The following is a 23,372-nucleotide window of genomic DNA, read 5'->3' as shown; positions in this document are numbered from 1 at the left end:
TTAAACCACTTTTGAGCCGTCTTTTGCCGCTGTTTCAGTCGCCGGTTCGTCTTTAAAGTTCATTTGAACAATAACATCTTCGTCCGTGGCCTGATTCTCCGGATTTACCTCTTCAGTTTTTACTGGCGTTTCTGCAGCGACTTCGGCTTTAACTTGCGTCTCAACCGCTTTAGCGTGTTCTTCTTCAACGGCAGCGACGTTATTCTGTTCTGCCACTACGTTATCTACAGCTTGTTTTACGCTTGCCTGCGCTTCAACTTCGACTGTTGACGTTGTCTGTGCCACTTCAGTTGCGGCATCAGCAATTTTCTGAGCGGCCGCTTTTCTTGCGGCAGCCAGTTTAGCCTCTAGTTCAGCTTCCTGCATTTGTTGCATGTGTTCGACAAGATGTTTATTTTTACGGGATTCAATCGAATACGTCGCGGCGATAACTAAACAAATCGCCAACGGGTCAAAGACCGATACGAAAATTAAAATTAAGTACTGAACCACCCGGTCGATCGGAATGTTAAAGTTACGCGAAATATAGATTAACGGCCCGACTTTTTTCTTTACTTCTAAAATCTGTAAATTCGATTCGGTAATGGCTTTTTCGTTGTTCTCGTATTTCTTATTTAATTCTAAGATCTTCGGTTCAATTGCCTGACGTGCTGCCAGCCTTTTTGAAATACGTTCTTCAGGAATCTCTTCAACAGAATAGTTTAAACGTTCAACTTCCGCAGTGATCATTTCCTGTTGTTTTTTTAAATTTTCTAGTTTGATGGTTTCACCTTCCAACACGGTAGAGGCTGATTGGTAAGCATCAGATAAAAATCCGAAGACCCCAATTGAGGTGATCAAACTTAAAGTGATGACCGCAAAAGTCATGTACACTTTAAAAGCTAAGTTAACATTCTTCCAGGTTTGATGCAGATAGGCCGCTAAGACGAACTTGGCAAACTCTAGCGAACCGGCCATTAAACAAACTGCGACAAGAGCACCGCTGAATAAAGCACCGATACCAATAATAGAAAAATAAGCACCGAGTGTTGAAACGAGCGCTGCTGAAATAATAAGACCTATGGTGATCCAAAGTGAAACTATCATGTGATAATTATCGTGATTTTTAAGACTTTGTTAAACGGGTCCTAGGTCTTGAACAGGTCTTGAACTGGTCTTGAACTGGTCCTGATTTTCTTAATCTTTAAAGGCAATATTTTCCAAATTTAACAAATGCTTCTTAAACGGCAATCCCCCGGAATAGCCGCCTAAGGTACCGTCTGCGGCAATTACACGATGGCACGGGATAAGAATGCAAAAGTTATTGCGACCATTAGCCGTACCGACCGCCCGTACGGCCGCTGGCTTGTTGATGTTGGCTGCAAGCTCCTTGTAGGAAAGCGATTTACCAAACGGAATATTCTGTAACTCATTCCACACCGTTTTTTGAAATTCAGTACCGATGATTTCAAGCTTTACCGAAAACTTTTTTCTCTCACCTTTTAAATATTGCAGAATTTCTTTTTCGGCCTGAGCCAAAAACTTTTCGCCTTTACCGGCATCACCTACGGTTTTAACCAACCGGGTCTTTTGTTTTTCTAAATGACAACCGCGTAAGCCGGTTTCTGAGGCTTCCAGATAAATCGGACCGACTACAGTTTCAAATTTATACTGAACAACTTCAGCTTTCATTATTTCACCAACTGCGTTTCTAACCAGTTACGCGACATTTCAGCCAATTCTTCCCAGCCACGCGCCAGCAATAAACAGTGGTCACGCCCTTCGCTTAAGTAGAATTCAGTATACCCCGGCGTATCTTCGTATTTTTCAAAATTAGCATAAGTCAGCTTGGCCGGAATAATATTATCTTCACTGCCCGCAACCAGCAGCAACGGCCCGCGTGCCGTCTCATAGTTTAACGCACCTTCTTTAGTTAGAGGACCACGGCCAACTTTTTTAGACTCGGGAACTGCGTAGATTTCAAAAATTCTTTTTTGCTCAGCTTCGCTCTGCATATTACAGAAGGTTTTGCCAAAGCTTTCTTGCGTCTGCACAATCGGGTTTCCGCTAAATGGACTTAAAATTTTCCAGTTCGAACTTAAAAATGTCGGACTGATCACAAACGTCCAGCGCGGCGGCGCCGAATCCAGCACCACGGCAGCAGAAGCCAGGTTTTCGCTTAATAAAATCTGCGCCACTAACCCACCCATTGAATGGCCGATCAAAATAGGTTTGATTTTTTTCTCGCGTAAGATTGTGCGGTAATGATTTACAACTTCGGTCAAAGTAAGCTGCGCCAACGCCTCGCCGTTTTTCGGGTCGCGCATTTCGTTTACTGATTTATCATGCAGTGGCCATGCCGGTGCTGAAGTCTGGTAACCGTGTTTAACAAAATACTTTTGCCACTCTGACCAATTATCTGCCGTCATGAACATGCCGTGGATGAACACAACTTCTTTTGGATTACTGATGGTCCCTTTCGAGTTGGCCGAATAAACCTCTTTTTTCGGTAACGACGAGCAAGCAAAAACAACAGATATTAACGCACAAAGTGAGAATACTTTAGCCATGATAACCCCTTTAAAACGGTTAAATTCACTCTAGTCCTGAATTCTTTTTGAGTAAAAGAGAATTTTTAGCTAAAACTAGTGTCATGGCCACCCGACCGAAAAAAACACTTCATGAACTTCAGTGGATCGAAGATATGCTTCCGGAAAGCTTCGACCGCCGGCCCATGTTCGGGGGATTTGCCTATTATGACGGCCCTTTTTTAAAACTTGTGATGTTTGAGGGCGGATCGGATAAATGGGAAGGCTGCATGTTCCCGGCCGAAAAAGAGCATCACGAAACTCTGCTCAATCAGTTTCCGTTTCTGGTCAATCATTCGGTACTTCCCAAGTGGCTATTTCTTTCTCTCAATCACGAAAACTTCGAAGATTTTGCTAAGCAGGTGGTGCGTGAACTCAGCCGTCCGCACTCTTTGTGGGGAACGATTCCCGACCGCAAGAAAAAAGCTCAGCAAAAAACCAGCGGCAAAACTAAAAAACTTAAACCATTAAAAGTCGAACCCGTTTCAGCGCAAGACATGCCTAAGCCGCGCATGTTCGGCGACGAGCCCCTGACGGCAAAGATGGATAAGATCAAGACGATCGAAGATTTTAAAAATTTCGGACCCGCTACAGTTAGAATATTTACCCAGGCCGGCATCAAAACCCCGGCACAGTTTATCAAACTTGGCTGGAGAAAAACTTTTGCCAAACTTTGCGCCGCTAATCCCAAACACAATCATGCTTTATTTGCCTATGCGATTATCGGCGCCTTAGAGAACAAAGAATGGAACGCCATCAGCGACGAGCTAAAAAAAGAAGCGCAAGCTTATGCCAAAGAGCTGCGCGATAAATCGAAAAAGAAAAAATCAAAAATTCGTAAATAAATAAAGAGCGATCAAACCAAAAGCGATTGTCGCCAGTGTCGAGCGCGTAACGGCGCACAAAATGGTGGTAAGCACCAGAACAACGACCCGCTCCTTACCCAAAAGCCAGCTCACAGAACCCTCGTGAAAAAATACCGCTGGCGCCACAAACGCCGGCAGAATGGCTGCCGGAATAAAAGTGAATAACTCTTTTAGCCGTTCAGAAATTTTAAATTTGGCCGAAAGTGCAATGATTGAACCGCGGATCGCCAGGGTTCCGGCCGCTAACAAAAAAACATTAATCCAGAAATAGCCCTGCGGAATCATACGTTTCCTTTTTTATGCGTGAGCACAAACGCCAGCGCAATTCCCAGCAGAGCGGTCGCCATTAGACCGGTACGAAACGGCAAATTATGCAACAGCAATGACACCGCTGAAGAAAACACCGCAACTAAAATGTACTTATAATTTTTTAACGTCGGAATCAACAACGCCACAAAGCTGATCGGAATGGCATAGTCCAACGAAATAGCCTTCGGGGCAAAATTTCCGAAGATAAATCCGGCAATGACTGCCGAGTGCCAGGTCATCAACATACAGATACAAGACCCGATATAAAATTGAACCGCTTCAGCATTGGTGCGAAACTTGTCCTGATGGGCCGACATCACGGCATAACTCTGGTCAGTCACACAAAAGGCACTAAAAAGTTTTCGTAAAAAAGACTCCTGCTGCACCACCGGAGAGAGTGCCGCACTGTACAGTAAAAAACGTAAGTTAATAATCAATCCGGTCGCGACCACGACCCAGATGGCTGCCTGATGTTTCATAAGCTCTACGGCAGCAATTTGCGATGCGCCGGCAAATACAAAAACATTCATCAGCACAGTCTCAAGAAAACTCATTTGTGCATCGGCACTGACGGTACCCATGACAGCGCCGAACGGGATAATTCCCGGCGCAATCGGTAACATACTTTTAAATCCGCGACGAAATAGGCTCATAAAAAAACATCATAAGTGAGTTTGCTAGGGCTGTACACAACTGTACTCTAACTCGCTTGCTGGCTTGGCGACAACTGTACTCTAAACAAATAATTTATTAGTAAGTTAGACTTGAATTTTCAGGCGGCTTATCTTAAGATCACAGTAGTTAGGGAGTAGTTACATGTTGTTACTGACAACGTGGGCTGTGTCGACATACTGGGTATAACCCCCGGCACAACTAAGAAAGTGACAAGCTAAAAACCGGTTTGCAACTTTCTCGACGAGACTGATGTAGGTGTTAATTTAACGCCCGTGTCGTCTTACGCTTTACTCCGCAATGTCTAAAGCTTCGATCTCACGGTGCAAAAGTGAGGATAAAAAATGGAAGCAATCATCAACTCAACATTATTAGTTTTTATCAGCGAGATGGGCGACAAAACCCAGTTACTGGCGCTAGTTCTTGCTTCCCGCTTTAGAAAACCCGTACCGATCTTATTCGGTATACTTATAGCGACTTTGTTAAATCATTTTTTGGCTAGCTATATCGGCGCCTTTGTTACCCAGTACTTTTCTGCGAGCACCTTAAAGTTAGTCTTAGCTGCCTCGTTTATCGGTTTTGGATTTTGGATGCTGATTCCGGATAAGGATGATGGCTTAAAAGAAAATTATAAATGGGGCGCATTCCTTACGACTTTGGTGGCTTTTTTTATGGCCGAGATGGGGGATAAAACTCAGCTCGCCACCGTAGCTTTAGGTGCGAAATACACTGAAACTTTTGCCGTCACCCTTGGATCTACTTTAGGGATGATCTTTGCCAACGCACCGGTTGTCTTTTTTGGGCGCTGGTTTACTGACCGCATTCCGATGACATGGATCCACCGTATGGCCAGTGCCATATTCATTATCTTCGGGATAAGCTGTCTATTTATTTGACGAACGGTAATCCTTTTCAAGAGTGAAAATCTCGCCCTTAAAAACTGCTCTGCTATGGTAAAATGGCCGTGTTTATTTAAGGAGATTTTTTTCATGAAAAGCGCGGCCATTATTTCTTTGCTGATGTTAATTGCCCAGGCGGCATCAGCCACGCAGATTCTTTCCTACTACCCGGCCACTCAGGCCAATGGAAAAATCGTGGCCAATATCTATCCCGGATTTTTAGAAGATGGTTTTACCCGTGCGCCGAATATCTGTTTCATGGGAAGTGTTAAAGGCGTCTGCGCCCTGGTTAAACAGGCTCAGGCCGAAGCTGACCGCCGTTATGCAGCCGGCGATCATGGCACCTTCACGGTTAAATCGTGTGTAATCGTCGGTAATACGGTTAAGCTTAATTACGACCGTGTAAATGATTATTCGACGGATTCAGACGATCTAAATATTTACCTGGATATCAAAGCCTGTTCTGATCAAAACTAGTCTACACGCCACAGCGGTGCCGACGTCGCACAGGTCTGCGAACTTTGTCCGTCCACATTTTGCTTTACTTTAAATGTATGCGCCAGATCTTCAGAGTTTAAATCACTGACCGAATCACGATCTGCTTTTACAATCCACAGCTCAAGACAACCCTGCACTTTTACTTTCTGATCGCTCGTGATCAAATCGATAGGCGCAAGCTTTCCCTTAGCCACAACCAAATGATGACCATCCGGAGACCACGCCGGAAAGTGCTCACCGACCGTCGAGGTTGTAATCTGACGAAGTGATTTATCGGCCAGATCAAGAACCCAGACATGAGTTCCGGTCGACTTCTGCATTTCAAACGCAAGTTTGGTGTGATCAGGATTTAACGATAACGAACTGATCGATCCCGGTAACTGGCGATAAACCTCGAAGGTTTTAAAATCAGTCTGCATCTGGTAAATGGTGCCAAAGCGTGAAAATAGAAAACTTCCGTCTGGCAGCCACTCGTAACTGGAAACATTGGTGCGCAAATCAGCGACCATCTGTCCGTTTAAATTAAAGATCTTGGTATCGCCGGCAATACCCCCGACCAGCACAAATTCACCATTCGGCGAAAGCTTTGGTGTACCTTCAGGATTTTCCGGAATTGGAAAACGTACGACCGTTTCTTTATTTTTTCCGAGAATAAGAATTTCTGGATAACTGTTCGAACGTTTAACGGTCACGAATCGATCACCACTGTGCGATGACGAGGTCATGTTTGGCCCGCTGGCCAGAAAGTTTTCGCTCTGCCCGCTGTGCATATCAAGGCGCTGGTAACTTTCTTTGTTGTTAAAATAAATGGCGCCGTTAAATCCAGAATTAAAGCCGGCTGAAACCACTTCGTCTGCGACTGGCTCCACTTGTTTTTTATTTCTGATCGGACCACAGGCTGTGGCTAGAAAAACCATCGCCAATGCCCCGATTAAGATTTTTTGACCCATGATGCCCCCTATTGGACTGGATTATTTTAAAACCATCCCAATCTTCAAAAGCAGTGCCATGAGTTTTTAATTTTTTTACGATTTTGGCAAAATGACGATAAATCGCGTGTTCGGGCATTGTTCGTCCAACACCAGTTGCCCGCCGTGATCCATCACGATACCGCGGGAGATACTAAGACCCAGTCCGGTGCCTTTACCGACATCTTTCGTCGTAAAGAACGGCTGCGCAAGCTTTGCACGAACGGCGGGAGCGATTCCATGCCCACTGTCAGTCACACTGAATTCGACTTTGTTTCCGAAATCCTGGACTTCGATCTTAATCCATTTTTCACGCAATTCCTGAACAGCATCAAACGAATTATTTAATAAATTAAGCAGAACCTGAGAAATCTGGGTGGCCCGGCAAGTCACCGTGACATCTTCCGGAGGAAGCTGAAGCTGCAGGTCGACGCCATTTTCGCGGAATTTTTCGCCGCATAAATCCAGCGTATCACGAACAACAGTCTGCAAAGCGACTTCTTCCATGGGATCGGCAATACCGTCACGGGCAAATGCCCGCAGACCGGTAATGATTCTGGCGATGCGATCAATGGTTCGCAGCATGATCTCTGCGGTATCGGCAACAATTTTTCTTCCGCTCACCGCAAAAGTTTCTGAATTCGCCGCTTCTTTTAACAAAGCAGCCCGCAGTGAAATTACCGCAAGCGGTGTATTGATCTCATGGGCAATACCGGTCGCCATTTCACCTAACGACGACATTTTTGAACTTGCAATCAAGACTTCTTGCTGTTTGAGAATCTGCGATTTGGCATCGGCTAACGATACGGCCATCTTATTCATCGCCATTGATAATGTGGCGACTTCATCTTTGCCATGCGTCGGTAATGAAATATTAAAATCACCGGATGAGATTTTCAGTGCCGCTTTTTCTATGCCGGCCAGTCTGCGCCCGATCGCGCCGGCTATAATCGAAGACAAAACTAATGCTAAAACCACTGAAGCAGCAGCCGAGGACAAGAGAATTTTCTGTAGTTGCCGGATACTGCGCTCTAAATTTGCTGATTCAGTTTTACTGGTTTGTGATTCTTTGTCGATGATGAGAGTGATACTGCGGATAAAATCTTTATCAAACTTGGTGTCACGGGCCACACGAAACACCCGACGGGCCTCTTGCATTTTTCCGGCCTTGACCAGGGCCACCCCGGCATCAAGTTCTTTTTGCAAGGCCTGATACGAGTTTTCAAGCAGAAATAGATCCTCCTGGTGAGTCTGATCAAATCCATTTTTAAAAAATGCACTTTGAAGTTCTGCAAATCTTTGCTGAATACCGGCTTTACCTTCATCCATCCGTTTTTCATGCTGGTCGATACCCGCAACATACAGCACATCGAAGGTCTCCAGAAGCTGATTTCTGATCTGAGCACGAAGACCGGTGGCCGAAAGAAGTCGTTCTTCAACGGCTGCTGAACGATCGCGAAAATAAGAAACCTGGGTTGTGGCTTTGTACGTAACAGCTACGACAACCAGTAAAAACAGCACAATCGTTAAGAGACAGTAAAATATCTTCCATTGGATTTTCATTGAAGACTTCCTTCTCTTTTAGACTAAATGTATTCTTGTTTTTATGTCAAAGGATTCAACTCTGGCAAAGCTACGCCAAGTCAAAATTAGCGGCCTTTTAAACAGAGTTCACTTCCCTGACCCAGGTTCTTGCCGCATTACTCTCGACTCTTTTTTGCTCGATCTCATAAGCTTCGTCTGAATAGTAGTGGTCATCCTCACCCCAACGAAAAACTTTAGGTAACGAGTAGTACATCAAGCTGTGATACAGACCGCGAGGTAAAATTTTTCTCATGAGTCCGAACAAATGAGCATCGATAGTCACCGGAACCCGCAAAGGCGGATTTTTAGATTCGATAACTTTACGTATTTTTTTGGCTATAGATGCAGGAGTCGCAGGAGATAAACTCATCATCTTTTCAATAAAAGGGGCCATCGACTTATAGTGATAATAGTAAGGGTTATTTTTATCCTGGATTGACTTTCGACTTTCCCGCGTTAGTTTTACATTTTTAAAAGAGTCAGAATTAATAAATCCAGGCTGAATAAGGCACACATTTATTTTCCAAGGGCGAACTTCGTACCAAAGGGCTTCGGTCGCGCCTTCCAGCGCAAATTTAGAAGCACTATAGATCGACATGGTTGGCATAGCCATCATCCCCCCGACCGAAGAAAGATTAATAATATGACCGCTTCGTTTTTTTCTCATATACGGGAGAACCCCGCGAATCAGTGCCATCGGGGCTCTGAAATTTGTGTCGATCTGTTTAAGTCGTTCAGTTTCATTGACTTGTTCGACGACACTTCGCAAACAATAGCCGGCATTGTTGACGAGAACATCGATACCGCCAAATTTTTCGGTGGCTTCCTGAATAACCGCATCGCGCTCTGCCTGCATCAGCACATCCAAGGGTCTGATCCACAGGTTTTCTGACTCAGTTATACCTTCAGCTTTGAAACGAAAAAGTGATGCCTGCCTTGCTGTTGCAATAACATGGTAGCGATTGGTTTGGCTAAGTTCTTTCACAAGAGCCAAACCTAATCCCGTACTTGCACCGGTAATGAGCACCACGCGCCGACGTGGGTGTTCGTTTTTGTTAAGGAGTTTATAAAACCAGTTCAACAAACAAACCTCCTAAGACGCTAAATCGTCTAATTCCGGTTCAAGTTTTCCACATTTTTTAATAGCCGTCTTAAAGCTTTCAATTTCAAAGTAGGGATCGCGGATAAATTGCATAAACCGATTTGAATCATTGACCGCAGAAAGGCTGATTTTTTCTGTTTCCAACACATTGGCTTCCAGATCCAGGTAGCCTTTCACGGTGACTTCTTCCCATTCGACCTTTTTTGCGATCTCAGCAAGACTATGACTCATAGAAAGAAAATACTCTTTGCTGTCGGTTTCAAGTTTATACCGATAAAGGTATCCTTCAGAGCTTTTATGACAAGGAATCAACAATCCCGTTAGCTCGATCTTCGGAGGACGCGAATTCGCCTTATTGTTCAGGGACCGTTGAAACACATCGTAAAACGTCTCATGGTTTTGCTGACTATACATTTTATCCTCCTCTCGTTTAATAAACTAATACAATCTTTATAGGGCCATAAGCATGACCAATAAACCAGCCGGTACAATGACTAATTCGTTGAAATGCTTTCCAATCCTTCTTGCAATTTTCGTAATAGCCAAAGCAGCATCATCGATCGGACGTTCATTCTGAATAAATGGGCCTTTCGGATAAATCAGCTGGGGAACTATTATGCCACTGTCTGGATTGAGTAATCCTTTAACCTTGACCTCATCCCCGACATGGCAGGCTAAGACATTTTTCCAATAATTATCTGAAACAAAAAAGTACTCCCTGCCATTTGCAGCTAAAAGTTTATGATCCGAAAATTGGCCGTGTTGAACTTCCTCCTTCCAAGGAACTACCGTGCCGGTCAAAGTTACCGGCTTCAGGACATTTTCGCCATTGACATCATTCTGATCAAAAATTTTCGCACCAGTTGTATTCATAGTTCCCCCTTTCATTTGCTAATCGTTTATCTCTCAGAATTTGTTTTCGTCTTAGACAAATTTTTTTACCGTTGGTTCGATGAATCTGGCGCAATACCGCTCGGCGCACTTTTTTTAAGACAGCCATAACGTTTTTACCGTCTTTTTTAACGACTATTGGCTGGCCGATTCCAAAAACATTCATCGAAACGCAGAACAGCTGTTTATCTTTCACCGTAGGCTCTATGGTGATGTGAATATCGGTATCCCACCCCGTCGTTGATTTTATTTCTTTAACGATATGATCTGCGTACTGCTTTAAAGCATCTACCTGCGACAGCTCCTTTGCGTGAAATTCATACATCAGCTCAGGATTCAGATTGCTCATAACAATAATCCCTCCAAATGGATAAGTTGCACGCCAAATAGAAATTCAAAAAAATTTTGAACTCAAAATGGCTCACAAAAATATTTAATTTTTAAAATTATTTTAGATTTAGCGACCGATTAGATTTATCGGTGGCACTCCAGATAGAATTCTCACTTTATACCTCCTTAAGACGTTTCCTTCATACGATTTAAATAAAGAGCTAAAGCCGTTTAAGCCTCTATTATGCTTTCTTATTTTTATTTTGTTTTTTATGAAAAAAATGTCAAGTGGTCGGAATTACGTTTTTTTAAAAAATCCGGACTGTCCGTAAAAAGTTAATAGTTTTAAATACTTATAATTGGAAGCAAAACACAATAGATCGGGAGGCTGATCAACCGAACCAGCCTCCCTCGATAAGAGCGGGAATCCCAGTCCCGCTTTTGACAGCACATTGGCTTACCAAGCTTAATGTGCGTCTATTAATTTTTTAAGCTTTCTTTCTTTGATCCTAGAAGCTTACTGAAAATACTTCCCTGACCTGATTGAACTTCAATTGTCCGTCCTTTAGCTGTTTCAGCTTTAGGGAGGGCGATGTTCAAAACTCCATTTTCATATTGCGCTTCAATTTTGTCTGCATCGATGCTCGCTGGAAGTGTAAATGTACGCTCAAATTTTCCGTAGACTCTCTCGTTGCGCAGTGAATTCTCGGCTTGATTTGCTTTCATTTCGCGCTGGCGTTCACCGGCAATGATAAGTTGATTTGCCAACACCTCAATTTTGATATCTTCTTTTTTCATGCCGGGCATATCAAAGCTTACCAAAAAGTGGTCGTTGGACTCACTAATATCGCAGCTCGGAAGAAAGTTGACCGAGTTTGCGTGCGTAGGCTTCAAAAAACTATCGACGATGCGATCAAAATCTTCGTAAACGTCTGACAGCAACAGTGGGGACAAATTGCGACGTGGCCATGTCCAGTCTGTTGATAAAGGGCTTAACATTCTCATTTTGTACCTCCTATGGTTTTATTGTTAGATGTTTGTTTTGTTATTGGTATTTACAAATTTAAAATGAGATGACTTTTTCTTTCGTCAAGCCCGTCGTAACAGGCTCGAAAAAATTAAACGTTTTCAAATATTTAGATGTGAACGAAATAAAATATGGTGCAGTCGGCAGGACTCGAACCTGCAACCTACCGGTTCGAAGCCGGGAATTCTATCCATTGAACTACGACTGCCTTCTGGTGCTTTATGACAACGCTTTTAACGGCGTTATCATAAAAATCGTAAATGATAGCTAAACTCAAATCAACTTGTAATGCACTTCCTAATGCCCTTAAAATGACTTTGATTTAGCCAAAAGGAGTCTTGCATGGCCTATTGGTGACCAGCTGCCTATTAACAGTTGGCGACGGCCTGATGATGGTCAGAAAAAAATAAGACTTACTCGTCCCACCAGATCAGCTTATTGGGAAGCTGGTTGCCGTGGGCATTTTGCTGTTTCGGAAATTGCGGAGCCAGGGTCTTTTTTAAGTAAGCAATCGCATCTAAAAGCCCTTGTTCGTAACTTCCCGATTTAAAATCATCTTGTAAAATTTTGAGCACATCTTCACTTAATTTCTGCGCCCCTTCAAAGTTGGCGCGAAAATCCGGCAGGATCACGATTCTGTGTTCCATTAAAGAGATAAATAACAGCAATCCGCGGTGCGCTTCGGTTTCAAAAAGGCGTTTTTTTAAAAAAACCTGTTCCGCTTCAAGTTGCGCAAATTGATGACGGTTTTTCTTCGGCGTAAGCCAACGACGAACCCCGTCAAACCGACCTAAGATAAAACCCGCAACCAACGTCAAAGCAAACAACGAGGCTAACCAATGGATGATGGTTTGCGCCTCCCAATCAAGCCAGTTGGCCACATAGTAAGCTTCAAAACCGACAAAGACCAAAACCATTAACAGTGAACTGATAACCCATGGCACATGTAAAGTCGGTGTCGAGCTTTTGGCAATAACCGGTACCAGTTCAAAATCCACGGCCTGCTCAAAATCGGCAATGGCTGCTTCAATTTTTGCTGCATCAATTTTAATTCTTCCCATCACCAATCTCCTGAAGCGCCGCCGCCCGATGAACTACCGCCACCGCCAGACCAGCCACCGCCCCTGCCGCCAAAGCCTCCGCCGCCACCACCGCGGCCACCGCTGAATAAATTTAACAATATCCAGATCGCCGTCGACGGGCTAAAGACAAATATGATTAACCAGAGCACACCTAAAATTAAGAATATCTTGGTGCTGGAAATTTTATTTCCTGAAGCCGGTTGTTCCTGGCGGCCGGCCAGGTTTTTACGGTCGCGCGCTGTTAACAGGGCATCCGGGTTTTGCAGAATCTGTTCTTTGAACTGATAGACATCAAAAATCTGGCCATCAGGGGTGCTTGCTGCACGGTTGATCGCTTCGGTCGTCAGTAAGATACCGGCAAAGTAGTTACCGGCCTTAAATATCGGCCGGGTAATTTCACTGATAATACGTTTAGCGATGATATCAGGAACATTACCCTCTAACCCCTGACCAACTTCGATGCGAAGTTTACGGTCATTGGTGGCCACAACAAACAAGATCCCATCATCTTTTTTTTCATCCCCCAGTTTCCACTGGTCAAAAACTTTAATGGAAATCTGCTCGATAGCCTTGCCTTCAAGTGATGGAATAATCAGAACCTGAATCTGGGCCCCGCCCTGACTTTTGATCGAACGCAGGTGCGATGCAATCTGATTACTTTCGTTTGGCGAAAGAATACCCGCCTGATCGACAACCGGACCAGTCAAAGCCGGGACTTCAAAAGCCAACGCAAAGTTGAGCCAGAAAAATCCCAGGATAAAAAGAAAAGACTTAAACGTACTGGTCACTAGAATTTAACTTCAGGTGCTTTTTCGTTTGCTGTTTTCTCAGCTTCGGTAACATCCCACTGAGGCATTTTTTCATAACGGTAGATAATCATGTTCGTGATGTTTGTCGGCGGAACCGTGACCAGGTTATTAAACCCTTTGATCTGCTCGATGTACCGGTTACGGGCTACCGTGATACGATTCTCCGTGCCTTCTAACTGCGCCTGTAAATCACGGAAATTCTGATCCGCTTTTAAGTTAGGGTAATTTTCGCTGATCACCATTAAGCGGCCTAGTGCCTGCGATAGTTCGCCCTGGGCTTTTGAAAACTCTGCTAATTTTTCTGCAGAAACTTTCGAAGGATCGATTTGTACCGAAGTCGCTTTAGCACGCGCTTCAACGACACCTTGTAAAGTATCTTTTTCGTGGCCAGCGTAACCTTTTACTACGTTAACTAAATTCGGAATTAAATCAGCACGGCGTTTGTATTGATTTGTGATTTCAGCTAATGAGGCATCAACCTCATTTTTTTGCTGTGGAATGCTTTGTAATCCGCAACCCGTAAGCATTAAGGCTAATGTTAATAATAAAATCTTTTTCATGGTGTTCTCTCCCCTTTATAAAAAGGCTAATCATAAGATTTAGTAAAACCAATCTATCAAGCTGCTTGCGCGAAATAAAGGAAACAGCTAATCTTTAACTCTATGCAACAGTCTGGCAGCCCCTACAATCTACGTTATACCGATCTGCCCGATTTCATCGTCTTTAACAAAAGATCTGGCTTTCGCACCCACAGAGTGAATGAGAACCAGTTGGGGTTAGTTGAAGTATTATCAGGCAAACTTAAACAAGAATTATTTGTTGTTCACCGCCTTGACAAAGAAACCAGCGGACTCATCGTGTTTGCCAAATCAAAAGCGGCGGCGGCAGCCTTGGCACAGCAGTTTGAAAGCCGCGAAGTTAAGAAAACCTATTTCTTTCTTACCGATAAAAATCTTAAAAACACTGACGAGCCGGTAACAGTTAAATCACATATCGACAGGGTCGACAAAAAATTCACCAATATTCCCGGTAAAGAGGACAACTCTGAAACCAAGTTTAGCTTAAGCAAAAAAATTTCAGAAAATCTGTACTTATGGAAAGCCGAACCGATCACCGGCAAACCGCACCAGATCCGATTGCATGCTGAAAAACTTGGTATCCCGGTCTTAGGTGATCACGAACATGGCGGAAGCCCTTGGTTTCGCCTAGCCCTGCATGCCGGTGCGATCAGTTTTTCTTTTGCTGGCAAAACGCATTCATTTGAAGCTGCATTACCTTATTGTTTTGAACACAAAGTTGAGCTTTTAGGTGAATTTGTTGCCAATGAATACTCTGACCTCAACAGTATAATGCCGGTGCAACAAGGCCAGACTTACCGTCTTTACCACCGCACCAACCAGGAGGTCGAAATCAGAGCCGATCTGTACGGCCCGATCATCTGGGTTTACTGGTACAAAAAAGATGCACCAACAGAAGGCGATCTGACCTCGCTTTCAGAGTTTTGCAAAAAACACAATCTCGACTATGTTGTGCGCCACATGATTAACCGCGGAACCGGCGTCGGCGGCAAAGAGCAAAAAGATCTATATTATTCAACCGCTCCCGAAAAATGGACGGCCAAAGAACATAACCTTATCGCCGAACTTCGTCGCGACCAGGGTTTTTCACCAGGTTTATTTTTAGACCAGCGTGATAACCGTCAGTACGTTCTGCAGCACGCGAAGAACAAAAATGTCCTGAACTTGTTTTCGTATACATCTCTGTTTTCGGTGGCTGCCGGTGTTGGCGGCGCTAAGCAGATCACCACTGTCGATGCCAGCCGCACCTTTTTGGATTGGTCAAAAGATAATTTTTCCCACAATGAGCTGGATGTCCAAAAGCACGAATTTTTTGCGCAGGATTCACTGCTCTTTTTAGAGGGTTCGATCAAGCGTAACCGCAAATGGGATATCATCATCTGCGACCCGCCATCTTTCGGCCGCACCAAGACCACCACCTGGAAGCTAGATAAGGATTTTCCGCAGCTTGCTAAATTAATGTGGGCCTGTTTAAACGGTAAAGGAACAATTCTTTTTACCTGCAACTTTGAAAAGTGGAGCTTAAACGATATCCAAAAACAATTTGAAAAAGTGCTGCCAAAGGGTCAGTTTAAGTTTGAAGAATTGCCGATACCTGATCTGGATTTTGAGTTTCCCGATGCCTATGACAATTTACTTAAAGGCCTAATCGTCAAAAAAAAATAGCCGCTGGTATTTCTACTTAGCGGCAAGGCGTAAAATGTCTTCGGCTGAATCCAGGGTTCTTAACGCATAAGATGCCTTTAAAATCGAGATCTGCTCGGGCGTTACATCCTCATTTTTGCCAAGTCGATGTAATCGCGTCTGAAAGATCTGGTACAGGCTTAAAGCGCCGGCCACCGAGATGTTAAAACTTTGGACAAAGCCCGGCATCGGGATGATCACACGCTCGTCCGCAGCTTCTAACATTTCTTTAGAGACCCCGTCTTTTTCATTGCCCAAGACCAGCGCCAACGGCGTCGAAAAATCAACTTCGTGAAGCGGCTTTGCAGCCTCAAGCGACGTTACACATAAACGGATTTTATTGTCTTTAAAGTATTTAATGGCTTCAGTGGTCGACTTCCATTTTTTGGTCTCGACCCACTTATCGGCACCCTGGGTAACACGCTGAGAGTTTTTAAATTTTTCCTGCGTTTCAATAATATGAAAGTTGGAAAAACCAAGGCCTTCGGCAGTTCGCATCACCGCCGAAATATTGCCGCGGTCATAGATGCTTTCTAAGACCACCGGAATCGAAAAGCAGCGCTTAGCCACTACATTTTCGATTTTTCTCTGGCGCTCTGGCGTAAGTAGCGGCCAGATCTTTTCCATAATTGTATCAACCGAAGCAAAGTGCCCCGGTTTATATTCTAACGGTGTTGTTAACGGAAAGTGATTTGTCGGCGCCACAGGTAAACTTAAACTAGAAACCTAAGCGGGATAAATCACGTGTGATATTTTTTTGGTGGGCCTCTAAGGTCCCGCCGCCGATTTCTAATAATTTAGAATCTCTCCAAAGACGCTCAACCACATACTCACCGACGTAACCAAAGCCACCAAGGACCTGGATCGCACGGTCAGCCACGTTTTTAGCCATTGTTGTAGCTACTAGTTTAACGCCGTCTGAATCTAAACGGTTACCTTCTTTGTGCAGATCATGTTTACGGGCTGTATCGTACACGTAAGCGCTGCTGGCTTTGTATTCAGCATAAGAGTCAGCGATGTACTTTTGGATCTGGCCGTAAAAGCTTAATGGTTTACCGAAAGATTTTCGCTCATTGGCATATTTGTTCATAATCTCGATCGAACGGCGCGCGATACCTAACGACATCGCCGCTAAACCAATACGCTCAAGCTCAAGGTTACGCATCATATGCAACATCGAATCACCTTCGTGACCCACTAAACGATCAGCCGGGATTTCACAGTTTTCAAAAACTAATTCAGCAGTGTTTGAGGCACGCATGCCCAGTTTGTCCTGGATTTTTTGTCCGACATAAAAACCCATGTCGCCTTTTTCAACGATGAACGTTGATAACTGCGCGCGGCCGTTTTTCTCACCGGTTTTTGCGTACACCCAAACGACATCACTGGGAGTGCGGTTCTCGTCGACAGCACCATTGGTGATCCACATTTTGCGGCCGTTTAAAACATACTTGTCGCCTTTTTTAACCGCCGTGGTCTGCATTCCCATAACATCAGTCCCGTAATCCGGCTCAGACATCGCCATCGCGCCTACGAATTCACCTGAAGAAAGTTTAGGTAGGTATTTTTGTTTTTGCACTTCTGAACCGTTCACCGCTAAGTTGTTTACACAAAGTAAGGAATGGGCAAGGTAAGCCAATGCAAAACCCGGATCCGATGCTGATAATTCTTCATGCACTAAAACAACCGCCGTCGCATCTAGGCCTGATCCGCCGTACTGCTCGGGCACAGTAAGCCCTAATAATCCCAACTCACCTAATTTTCTGAAAAGTGGTAAATTGAATAATTCTTTTTTATCAAAGTCGTGGGCTTGCGGCTCAACTTCAGCCTGAACAAAAGACTTTAAGGTATCGCGCAACATCTGGTGGGTTTCTGTAGGATTAGTTAAATCAAAAGTTTTTAAATCTACTGTGTTCATAAAGTGTTCCTTTTTAAGCTTGGCGGGCGCTGTCTAGCTTTACATTCCTGTATTACTTTTCCGCGTAGCGGGGTTGACTGTAGCAAAGGTATAAGGCTTGATAAAGGCCAAAATAAGGATTTCGAGCATGAAAAAAGCCACTATTTTAGGCGTTGGCACCGAATTAACCACCGGCCAAATCACCAATAAGAACGCTTCTTGGATTTCAGATAAATTAATCCCGTTTGGACTAGAAACCTCGCTGCAACTGACGGTGCCGGATGACCGCGCCTTAATCCTGAAGGCTTTAGACTACTGCGCCCAAAATTCTGATTATATCTTTGTAACCGGAGGCCTTGGGCCGACCAGTGATGATTTTACCCGCGATTTAATTTCCGAGTGGTCTAAAAAGCCGATGCATTTTGACGACAAATCCTGGCAGTCAATTAAAGTGCGCATGACCAGCCGTAATCTTGAAGTTAAAGAAATTCAGAAACAACAGTGCTACTTTCCTGAAGGAGCGGTAATTTTAAATAATTCTCTGGGTACGGCCAACGGCTTTCAGATGGAAATCCAGACAAGCTTTGGCAACAAAGATGTTTTTGTTTTGCCGGGACCGCCGAAAGAAATCGAAGCTATCTGGAACGAATCGATCGCCAAATGGTTATTTGTCGAAACCCAACTGTTCGATAAAAAAATCACCAAAGCCTGGGATACCCTGGGCACACCCGAATCAGAAGTGGCGTCACGGACTGAACCATGTCTTGAAGGGCGTTGGCCGGATTTAAAATTTGATTTAGGTTACCGCGTACACCACCCGTATGTGGAAGTTAAATTTTCTTACTACAAATCACAGGAAAACTTCGCTAAAGCGATCGTCGAAAAAATTGATAATGCCTTAGCTTCGATTACGGCATTAAAAAACTTTACCGACATCACCCAGGCTTTTAGCAAATTAACTGCAAACACTGAATTCGGTTTTTATGATTTCGTGAGCGGTGGTTTTTTACACTACCGTCTGGCAAATGAATTAAAAAAATATAAAAACTGGGTGTGGAAAGAATCACTTCAGCCTTTAGACACTGACTTTTTCTCGCATGAAGAAAACTTTATCGCCCTTTTTCCGCAGGACGATAATCTGGAACGCGCAGTCGTGATGGGTAATCTAAATGGCCAGGGCTTTACCGTAGAGCTGACGGCGCCATCGACATCACCGCTGATGATCGAACGCCGCAAACAGTACTTTGCCGAAATGGCTTTGATCACATTTGTTAAACAAATCAAATAAAGGCCGCAAATTACCTGGCAAAAACGTAGAATGACAAATCTTCGCAAATTCTTACAATGCGATTGGTTTGCACGTTATCTAACTGACTAAATTCAAGCCCCACTTCGGTGGGCTTTCCCGTTTTTTTCTTGATATAACGAACCGTCCCCTGCACCGAAAAACCCGCGCTGTGTTCAGGTTTAATCAAGGTGTGCACGACATGATTTTTCTTAAATAGCGTAGCATCATCACCCAACTGCAGACTGGCGCCAGCCAAAGAGATATTCATTAATTTACCGGTAACCTTGGCCTTGCCATCGCCGGAGACCACCACCGAGCAGTACACCGGGTATTTGGGGTTTGATTCAAAACGAATATGTTTACGGCGGGCCAGCTCGAAAGTCTGATCAATCGGCGATTCCACAAAAAAACCGCGGTTATTAAATCTGATCCGCGATTTAAAAAAGTACATCTGAGTCCCGATTTTATAGCTGAACGCACACAGCTTATCTTTAAGCTCTTCAACTTCCTGGGGAAGAATATAAATCCGTTTAAACCGATCTTCGGGGATCGTCGCCAGCTTGATCTTGATGACCTTTTGTAAATCGGCAAAATTAAGACTGAGCTGCCCCCTTTGAAAAAGCCCGTGGGCCATAATCCGCTCGACTTCCTGGCGGGTGACCTTTTTAAACTGGTTATTCGACATCTTAAACCTCTTAAACCTCGTATAACCAGTTTTAGGCAAAATGCTCTATGAAGCAATGAATTAATCCGAAAACAATTTACCAAGCTGCGCTTGCGAAATCCGCCCGGCCACGTTAGCCTAGTGTTCGTGGAAAGTTTGTAAAGTTGTTTAATTCTACAAGCTCTCCCTTAACATTAACTTTCTAAGAGTGAAGTCGAATCCCAGATTCGACAATAACAAATTCTTAGAGACTGAAGGAAGTCGTATCTCATGATACGCGAAGGAACAGTTATGCAAGCTCATAATGAGTCTGCAGCATCTACTGCTGCAACTGCACGTCTAAACGCTTTTAAAAGCGCCATCGAAACAAGAACAAATTCAATCGTAAAAATCAAAGATCAGTTCGGCAAAGAATCTCCGATATCTGAATACTTTGGCTGCATGACTTTCGGTCTGGCGCAGATGCGCGAGAAACTTCCTAAAGACGCTTACAATAATTTAATTAAAACATTAGATCAGGGAAAAAAACTTCCTAAAGAAACTGCTGAGTCAATCGCTTCTGCCATTAAAGAATGGGCGATCACTAAAGGCGTTACACATTACTGTCACTGGTTCCAACCGATGACCGGATCAACTGCCGAAAAGCATGACGCATTTATCACGATTCAACATTCTAACCACTCAGAACTACGTGTAATTGAAAGATTCACCGGCGGACAACTGATCCAGGGTGAACCAGATGCCTCGTCATTTCCTTCTGGCGGAATGCGTTCTACTTTCGAAGCGCGCGGTTACACAGCCTGGGACCCTTCATCGCCGTTATTCATTATCGAAGAAGGCAACGGTAAAACACTTTGCATACCTACCGTATTCTTCGGCTATCATGGTCAGGCTTTAGATAACAAAACTCCACTGTTACGCTCTACTGAGGCCATTTCTTCTGCCGGTTGCGAATTTTTAAAATTGTTAGGCGATGTTGATGTTAAAAAAATCTCTACAACTTTAGGTGCTGAACAAGAGTACTTCTTAGTTGATAAAAACTTCGTAGCACTTCGCCCAGACCTGATCATGACTGGCAGAACTTTAATCGGTTCTTCTGCAGCCCGTGGCCAGCAATTAGAAGATCACTACTTCGGAGCCATTCCTTCCCGCATTACTCAATTCATGCAAGAAGTTGAATTTGAATTATACAAACTAGGCGTGCCGATTAAAACCCGCCATAACGAAGTTGCTCCAAGCCAGTTTGAGCTTGCACCGATCTTTGAAGATATGAACATCGCCTCAGATCACAACTTATTGACCATGGAAGTTTTAAAACGTACCGCACTTAAGCACGGTTTAGTGTGTTTATTGCACGAAAAGCCATTTGCCGGCGTTAACGGATCAGGTAAACACAACAACTGGTCTATGGCTAATGACAAAGGCGAAAATTTACTTGAGCCCGGCAATACGCCTCATCAAAACTTACGATTCTTGGCATGTTTAGCTGTTACTTTAAAAGCCGTGTATGACAACGCTGCGGTTTTACGTGCAGCCATCGCTTCACCTGGCAATGATCACCGCTTAGGGGCTAACGAAGCGCCACCGGCAATCATTTCCGTGTTCTTAGGAAGCTTACTGGAAGAAATTTTAAATACCATTGACGCCGGTAAAACTTTAAAAGCCACTGAGCAATCGATCATCGATTTAGGTGTAAATAAAATCCCTAACGTTTCTAAAGACTACACTGACCGCAACCGCACTTCACCATTTGCTTTCACCGGCAACAAATTTGAATTCCGTGCGGTTGGCTCTACACAAAATGTTGCGGTTCCGATGTCGATCCTAAATGCAGCGGTGGCCAACGCCTTTAAAGAGTGCTCTGCCCGTTTAAAAGAACTGCTTAAAAAGAAAAAACGTGACGAAGCCGTTATGGAGTTAGTTCGCCAGATCGTTAAAGAAACCAAACACATCCGTTTCAGCGGCAACGGTTACTCAGATGAGTGGAAAGCTGAAGCCAAAAAGCGTGGTCTTCCGATCTTAAACACCACACCGTCAGCTTTAGAGATGTTTAAAGACAAAAAGAAAACCCAGTTCTTAGTTGATACCAATGTTTTAACTCAGGAAGAGATCGGTTCTCGCTACCACATCGCGGTTGAGCGTTATGTTAAAACTTTAGATATCGAACATTTAGCTTTAATCGAATTGACCGAAACTTACGTTGTACCGGCGATTGAAAAACAATTTGCGGCATTAGCGCAGGCGCATGCGGCCATTCCTTCTAAAGCAACTGCAAAGCTACATGAGACACGCTTAAATACCCTGGATACAGTTTTAGGCAACGTGCTTTTAGAGCTGGAAAAATTCAAAGGCATGATTGAAAAATCGAAAAAATCAACTGACGAAGAAAAACGTATGCGTGATATCGTCGAGACTCTGCAGCCACAGAGCTTTAAACTACGCGCTGCCTGTGACCAGGCCGAGCTCATCGTTGCTGATGAACTTTGGCCGCTACCTAAGTACCGCGAAATGTTATTAGCAAATACACTGGCGTAAACAGGCCGTAAGTACCCGCACAAAAAAAGAGGCGATCAAATGATCGCCTCTTTCCTTTTGGGGGATATCTGTATATCAGACAACAACTACTGAGCTACAGGACCACTTTCTTTTAAATAATTAAATGACATTGTCGAATAGTGAATTTCAACTTTATTCAGTTCAGAATCTAAAGTTGTGTCTTTTAAATCCACCTGCACGTCTGATGGGTAAACCATTTCACAAATTGACTGCGAGAAATCTCTGATACGAACCTGTGCAAAGCGACGTAGGTTTCGCATAAAGCGGCTACCCACTTCAACATTGTTTGATACAAACGTTTGAATACCGCAAGAATCTGTCTCAATGTGTTTTAGGCTGTATTTCGCGTTCAGCACTAAAGACGGCATAGCCATACAAGAAAAGCCGCCTTCTACCTTAGGGCAGATATTATTTAAAATCTGTAAATGAGCTACCTGACGGTTTTTAGAAATCGAAAAATTAACGAAAACGTTTTTATGAGTGTATAGATCTTTATTCAGATTCTGCTCAACTAACGAAAGATTTTCCGGCATGTATTCCCAAGTTTGCGCCTTTGCGACTTGTGCCATTGTTAAAACCAAGATGATCGTTAAAATTTGTTTCATGTCTACTCCATAAAATCAGTAAATAAATATAAATTGATGGTTTTCTTTTAAGGGAACCGATGGCTTTCAGGCAATTTTTTTTGAGGTCAAATTCCGAACAAGGAAGAATTTATCTCACCGGTTCCATTTCGGACTCGGTTATATTTGCGCTTAAGTGCGAGGTTCCATTCTGGGTCTAACGGACCGGCGTTTTTCCAGAACTTGAGCGAAGTCTTCGGCCTTTGGTTCGCCCGCTATTTGCGGATTTGGCTTTATGATCACCAGACGGACCTTGGTTTTCATCCCCGCCGTATGCAGTCCTCAAGTCGTCACGTGGGCGGCTCGTCGGCGTCGATCTTTCCATATCGGTTTTATTCATATGACTGCGACGTGTGACCTGACTTTTGTTTGACTGTGTGTGGGGCATGTTGTCCTCGTTTTTCGGTATTACAGTATGATTCGAGTATTCATTAGCAATATGAACGCCACTTATTAAAACTTACCTATTTCTCCGCGGA

26 protein-coding genes and 1 tRNA gene are annotated in these 23,372 nt (G+C 43.8%); 6 read left to right on the top strand and 21 right to left on the bottom strand.

Going from position 1 to position 23,372, the window contains the following annotated elements:
* From AC04MM_RS14450 to AC04MM_RS14440, 3 genes are all read right to left on the bottom strand, one after another.
* Complete coding sequence (locus AC04MM_RS14450) at positions 1 to 1,086, bottom strand: hypothetical protein (RefSeq protein ID WP_475381092.1); 1,086 nt, start codon at positions 1,084 to 1,086, stop codon at positions 1 to 3.
* Between the two features lie 90 nt (positions 1,087 to 1,176).
* Positions 1,177 to 1,671, bottom strand: a complete 495-nt coding sequence (locus AC04MM_RS14445) for a methylated-DNA--[protein]-cysteine S-methyltransferase (RefSeq protein ID WP_475381091.1) — start codon at positions 1,669 to 1,671, stop codon at positions 1,177 to 1,179.
* Positions 1,671 to 2,549: an alpha/beta hydrolase gene (locus AC04MM_RS14440; protein WP_475381090.1), complete on the bottom strand. Its 879-nt coding sequence runs from the start codon at positions 2,547 to 2,549 to the stop codon at positions 1,671 to 1,673. Before AC04MM_RS14440 ends, AC04MM_RS14445 begins: the two co-directional genes overlap by 1 nt.
* Positions 2,550 to 2,632: 83 nt before the next feature.
* Between AC04MM_RS14440 and AC04MM_RS14435 the strand changes: the two genes are divergently transcribed.
* Positions 2,633 to 3,412, top strand: coding sequence for a TfoX/Sxy family DNA transformation protein (locus AC04MM_RS14435; protein ID WP_475381089.1), 780 nt, complete (start codon positions 2,633 to 2,635; stop codon positions 3,410 to 3,412).
* On the opposite strand, the gene AC04MM_RS14430 is transcribed toward AC04MM_RS14435, so the two are convergent.
* Both AC04MM_RS14430 and AC04MM_RS14425 read right to left on the bottom strand, forming a co-directional pair.
* Positions 3,395 to 3,718: an AzlD domain-containing protein gene (locus AC04MM_RS14430; RefSeq protein ID WP_475381088.1), complete on the bottom strand. Its 324-nt coding sequence runs from the start codon at positions 3,716 to 3,718 to the stop codon at positions 3,395 to 3,397. The genes AC04MM_RS14435 and AC04MM_RS14430 overlap by 18 nt on opposite strands.
* Positions 3,715 to 4,395 carry an AzlC family ABC transporter permease gene (locus tag AC04MM_RS14425; RefSeq protein ID WP_475381087.1) on the bottom strand — a complete coding sequence of 227 codons (681 nt, stop codon included), beginning with the start codon at positions 4,393 to 4,395 and terminating at the stop codon, positions 3,715 to 3,717. The genes AC04MM_RS14430 and AC04MM_RS14425 overlap by 4 nt, the downstream gene beginning before the upstream one ends.
* A gap of 363 nt (positions 4,396 to 4,758) precedes the next feature.
* Between AC04MM_RS14425 and AC04MM_RS14420 the strand changes: the two genes are divergently transcribed.
* Together AC04MM_RS14420 and AC04MM_RS14415 are read left to right on the top strand one after the other, a co-directional pair.
* Positions 4,759 to 5,310 carry a TMEM165/GDT1 family protein gene (locus AC04MM_RS14420; RefSeq protein WP_475381086.1) on the top strand — a complete coding sequence of 184 codons (552 nt, stop codon included), beginning with the start codon at positions 4,759 to 4,761 and terminating at the stop codon, positions 5,308 to 5,310.
* 93 nt (positions 5,311 to 5,403) lie between these two features.
* On the top strand, positions 5,404 to 5,790 hold the full coding sequence (locus tag AC04MM_RS14415) for a hypothetical protein (RefSeq protein WP_475381085.1): 387 nt from the start codon (positions 5,404 to 5,406) through the stop codon (positions 5,788 to 5,790).
* On the opposite strand, the gene AC04MM_RS14410 is transcribed toward AC04MM_RS14415, so the two are convergent.
* From AC04MM_RS14410 to AC04MM_RS14360, 11 genes are all read right to left on the bottom strand, one after another.
* Positions 5,787 to 6,761 (bottom strand): TolB family protein, encoded by a 975-nt coding sequence (locus AC04MM_RS14410; RefSeq protein WP_475381084.1) that lies wholly within the window; start codon positions 6,759 to 6,761, stop codon positions 5,787 to 5,789. The genes AC04MM_RS14415 and AC04MM_RS14410 overlap by 4 nt on opposite strands.
* Before the next feature lie 75 nt (positions 6,762 to 6,836).
* Positions 6,837 to 8,342, bottom strand: a complete 1,506-nt coding sequence (locus tag AC04MM_RS14405) for an ATP-binding protein (protein WP_475381083.1) — start codon at positions 8,340 to 8,342, stop codon at positions 6,837 to 6,839.
* Between the two features lie 97 nt (positions 8,343 to 8,439).
* Positions 8,440 to 9,447: an SDR family oxidoreductase gene (locus tag AC04MM_RS14400; protein ID WP_475381082.1), complete on the bottom strand. Its 1,008-nt coding sequence runs from the start codon at positions 9,445 to 9,447 to the stop codon at positions 8,440 to 8,442.
* A gap of 9 nt (positions 9,448 to 9,456) precedes the next feature.
* Positions 9,457 to 9,879, bottom strand: coding sequence for a hypothetical protein (locus AC04MM_RS14395; protein ID WP_475381081.1), 423 nt, complete (start codon positions 9,877 to 9,879; stop codon positions 9,457 to 9,459).
* A 36-nt stretch (positions 9,880 to 9,915) separates the two neighbouring features.
* A complete protein-coding gene (locus AC04MM_RS14390) occupies positions 9,916 to 10,338 on the bottom strand; it encodes a hypothetical protein (RefSeq protein WP_475381080.1) in 423 nt (140 codons plus the stop codon).
* Complete coding sequence (locus AC04MM_RS14385) at positions 10,310 to 10,705, bottom strand: hypothetical protein (RefSeq protein ID WP_475381079.1); 396 nt, start codon at positions 10,703 to 10,705, stop codon at positions 10,310 to 10,312. The genes AC04MM_RS14390 and AC04MM_RS14385 overlap by 29 nt, the downstream gene beginning before the upstream one ends.
* A gap of 461 nt (positions 10,706 to 11,166) precedes the next feature.
* Entirely contained in the window at positions 11,167 to 11,691 is a 525-nt protein-coding gene (locus tag AC04MM_RS14380) for an Hsp20/alpha crystallin family protein (protein ID WP_475381078.1), read from the bottom strand.
* 154 nt (positions 11,692 to 11,845) lie between these two features.
* Positions 11,846 to 11,921: transfer RNA gene (locus AC04MM_RS14375), tRNA-Arg, on the bottom strand.
* A gap of 205 nt (positions 11,922 to 12,126) precedes the next feature.
* Positions 12,127 to 12,774 (bottom strand): hypothetical protein, encoded by a 648-nt coding sequence (locus AC04MM_RS14370; RefSeq protein ID WP_475381077.1) that lies wholly within the window; start codon positions 12,772 to 12,774, stop codon positions 12,127 to 12,129.
* Complete coding sequence (locus tag AC04MM_RS14365) at positions 12,774 to 13,583, bottom strand: TPM domain-containing protein (RefSeq protein ID WP_475381076.1); 810 nt, start codon at positions 13,581 to 13,583, stop codon at positions 12,774 to 12,776. Before AC04MM_RS14365 ends, AC04MM_RS14370 begins: the two co-directional genes overlap by 1 nt.
* Positions 13,583 to 14,164 (bottom strand): LemA family protein, encoded by a 582-nt coding sequence (locus AC04MM_RS14360; protein WP_475381075.1) that lies wholly within the window; start codon positions 14,162 to 14,164, stop codon positions 13,583 to 13,585. The genes AC04MM_RS14365 and AC04MM_RS14360 overlap by 1 nt, the downstream gene beginning before the upstream one ends.
* 102 nt (positions 14,165 to 14,266) lie before the next feature.
* Between AC04MM_RS14360 and AC04MM_RS14355 the strand changes: the two genes are divergently transcribed.
* Positions 14,267 to 15,847 (top strand): pseudouridine synthase, encoded by a 1,581-nt coding sequence (locus AC04MM_RS14355; protein ID WP_475381074.1) that lies wholly within the window; start codon positions 14,267 to 14,269, stop codon positions 15,845 to 15,847.
* Positions 15,848 to 15,859: 12 nt separating this feature from the next.
* Here AC04MM_RS14355 and AC04MM_RS14350 read toward each other — a convergent pair whose 3' ends face one another.
* Together AC04MM_RS14350 and AC04MM_RS14345 are read right to left on the bottom strand one after the other, a co-directional pair.
* The gene (locus tag AC04MM_RS14350; protein ID WP_475381073.1) at positions 15,860 to 16,570 is read right to left on the bottom strand and encodes a TrmH family RNA methyltransferase; all 711 of its coding nucleotides are present in this window, start codon (positions 16,568 to 16,570) and stop codon (positions 15,860 to 15,862) included.
* A 13-nt stretch (positions 16,571 to 16,583) separates the two neighbouring features.
* Positions 16,584 to 17,783, bottom strand: coding sequence for an acyl-CoA dehydrogenase family protein (locus tag AC04MM_RS14345; protein WP_475381072.1), 1,200 nt, complete (start codon positions 17,781 to 17,783; stop codon positions 16,584 to 16,586).
* 127 nt (positions 17,784 to 17,910) lie between these two features.
* On the opposite strand from AC04MM_RS14345, the gene AC04MM_RS14340 reads away from it, so the two are divergent.
* The gene (locus AC04MM_RS14340; RefSeq protein ID WP_475381071.1) at positions 17,911 to 19,050 is read left to right on the top strand and encodes a competence/damage-inducible protein A; all 1,140 of its coding nucleotides are present in this window, start codon (positions 17,911 to 17,913) and stop codon (positions 19,048 to 19,050) included.
* Positions 19,051 to 19,060: 10 nt separating this feature from the next.
* On the opposite strand, the gene AC04MM_RS14335 is transcribed toward AC04MM_RS14340, so the two are convergent.
* A complete protein-coding gene (locus AC04MM_RS14335; protein ID WP_475381070.1) occupies positions 19,061 to 19,735 on the bottom strand; it encodes a PilZ domain-containing protein in 675 nt (224 codons plus the stop codon).
* Positions 19,736 to 20,005: 270 nt separating this feature from the next.
* On the opposite strand from AC04MM_RS14335, the gene AC04MM_RS14330 reads away from it, so the two are divergent.
* On the top strand, positions 20,006 to 22,249 hold the full coding sequence (locus tag AC04MM_RS14330; RefSeq protein WP_475381069.1) for a glutamine synthetase III family protein: 2,244 nt from the start codon (positions 20,006 to 20,008) through the stop codon (positions 22,247 to 22,249).
* 86 nt (positions 22,250 to 22,335) lie between these two features.
* Here AC04MM_RS14330 and AC04MM_RS14325 read toward each other — a convergent pair whose 3' ends face one another.
* Both AC04MM_RS14325 and AC04MM_RS14320 read right to left on the bottom strand, forming a co-directional pair.
* Complete coding sequence (locus tag AC04MM_RS14325) at positions 22,336 to 22,875, bottom strand: hypothetical protein (protein WP_475381068.1); 540 nt, start codon at positions 22,873 to 22,875, stop codon at positions 22,336 to 22,338.
* Positions 22,876 to 23,050: 175 nt separating this feature from the next.
* Entirely contained in the window at positions 23,051 to 23,281 is a 231-nt protein-coding gene (locus AC04MM_RS14320) for a hypothetical protein (RefSeq protein ID WP_475381067.1), read from the bottom strand.
* Between the last annotated feature and the right edge of the window lie 91 nt (positions 23,282 to 23,372).

This window comes from Bdellovibrio sp. SBM16, from assembly GCF_056175625.1.
The sequence above is the reverse complement of the archived record's forward strand: the minus strand, read 5'-3'. Positions and strand labels throughout refer to the sequence as shown.

Excerpts from the sequence above, each read along its gene's own strand:
- AC04MM_RS14450 (WP_475381092.1), bottom strand. The coding sequence starts at position 1,086 with ATGATAGTTTCACTTTGGATCACCATAGGTCTTATTATTTCAGCAGCG.
- AC04MM_RS14445 (WP_475381091.1), bottom strand. The coding sequence starts at position 1,671 with ATGAAAGCTGAAGTTGTTCAGTATAAATTTGAAACTGTAGTCGGTCCG.
- AC04MM_RS14440 (WP_475381090.1), bottom strand. The coding sequence starts at position 2,549 with ATGGCTAAAGTATTCTCACTTTGTGCGTTAATATCTGTTGTTTTTGCT.
- AC04MM_RS14435 (WP_475381089.1), top strand. The coding sequence starts at position 2,633 with ATGGCCACCCGACCGAAAAAAACACTTCATGAACTTCAGTGGATCGAA.
- AC04MM_RS14430 (WP_475381088.1), bottom strand. The coding sequence starts at position 3,718 with ATGATTCCGCAGGGCTATTTCTGGATTAATGTTTTTTTGTTAGCGGCC.
- AC04MM_RS14425 (WP_475381087.1), bottom strand. The coding sequence starts at position 4,395 with ATGAGCCTATTTCGTCGCGGATTTAAAAGTATGTTACCGATTGCGCCG.
- AC04MM_RS14420 (WP_475381086.1), top strand. The coding sequence starts at position 4,759 with ATGGAAGCAATCATCAACTCAACATTATTAGTTTTTATCAGCGAGATG.
- AC04MM_RS14415 (WP_475381085.1), top strand. The coding sequence starts at position 5,404 with ATGAAAAGCGCGGCCATTATTTCTTTGCTGATGTTAATTGCCCAGGCG.
- AC04MM_RS14410 (WP_475381084.1), bottom strand. The coding sequence starts at position 6,761 with ATGGGTCAAAAAATCTTAATCGGGGCATTGGCGATGGTTTTTCTAGCC.
- AC04MM_RS14405 (WP_475381083.1), bottom strand. The coding sequence starts at position 8,342 with ATGAAAATCCAATGGAAGATATTTTACTGTCTCTTAACGATTGTGCTG.
- AC04MM_RS14395 (WP_475381081.1), bottom strand. The coding sequence starts at position 9,879 with ATGTATAGTCAGCAAAACCATGAGACGTTTTACGATGTGTTTCAACGG.
- AC04MM_RS14390 (WP_475381080.1), bottom strand. The coding sequence starts at position 10,338 with ATGAATACAACTGGTGCGAAAATTTTTGATCAGAATGATGTCAATGGC.
- AC04MM_RS14385 (WP_475381079.1), bottom strand. The coding sequence starts at position 10,705 with ATGAGCAATCTGAATCCTGAGCTGATGTATGAATTTCACGCAAAGGAG.
- AC04MM_RS14380 (WP_475381078.1), bottom strand. The coding sequence starts at position 11,691 with ATGAGAATGTTAAGCCCTTTATCAACAGACTGGACATGGCCACGTCGC.
- AC04MM_RS14370 (WP_475381077.1), bottom strand. The coding sequence starts at position 12,774 with ATGGGAAGAATTAAAATTGATGCAGCAAAAATTGAAGCAGCCATTGCC.
- AC04MM_RS14360 (WP_475381075.1), bottom strand. The coding sequence starts at position 14,164 with ATGAAAAAGATTTTATTATTAACATTAGCCTTAATGCTTACGGGTTGC.
- AC04MM_RS14355 (WP_475381074.1), top strand. The coding sequence starts at position 14,267 with ATGCAACAGTCTGGCAGCCCCTACAATCTACGTTATACCGATCTGCCC.
- AC04MM_RS14345 (WP_475381072.1), bottom strand. The coding sequence starts at position 17,783 with ATGAACACAGTAGATTTAAAAACTTTTGATTTAACTAATCCTACAGAA.
- AC04MM_RS14340 (WP_475381071.1), top strand. The coding sequence starts at position 17,911 with ATGAAAAAAGCCACTATTTTAGGCGTTGGCACCGAATTAACCACCGGC.
- AC04MM_RS14335 (WP_475381070.1), bottom strand. The coding sequence starts at position 19,735 with ATGTCGAATAACCAGTTTAAAAAGGTCACCCGCCAGGAAGTCGAGCGG.
- AC04MM_RS14330 (WP_475381069.1), top strand. The coding sequence starts at position 20,006 with ATGCAAGCTCATAATGAGTCTGCAGCATCTACTGCTGCAACTGCACGT.
- AC04MM_RS14325 (WP_475381068.1), bottom strand. The coding sequence starts at position 22,875 with ATGAAACAAATTTTAACGATCATCTTGGTTTTAACAATGGCACAAGTC.
- AC04MM_RS14320 (WP_475381067.1), bottom strand. The coding sequence starts at position 23,281 with ATGCCCCACACACAGTCAAACAAAAGTCAGGTCACACGTCGCAGTCAT.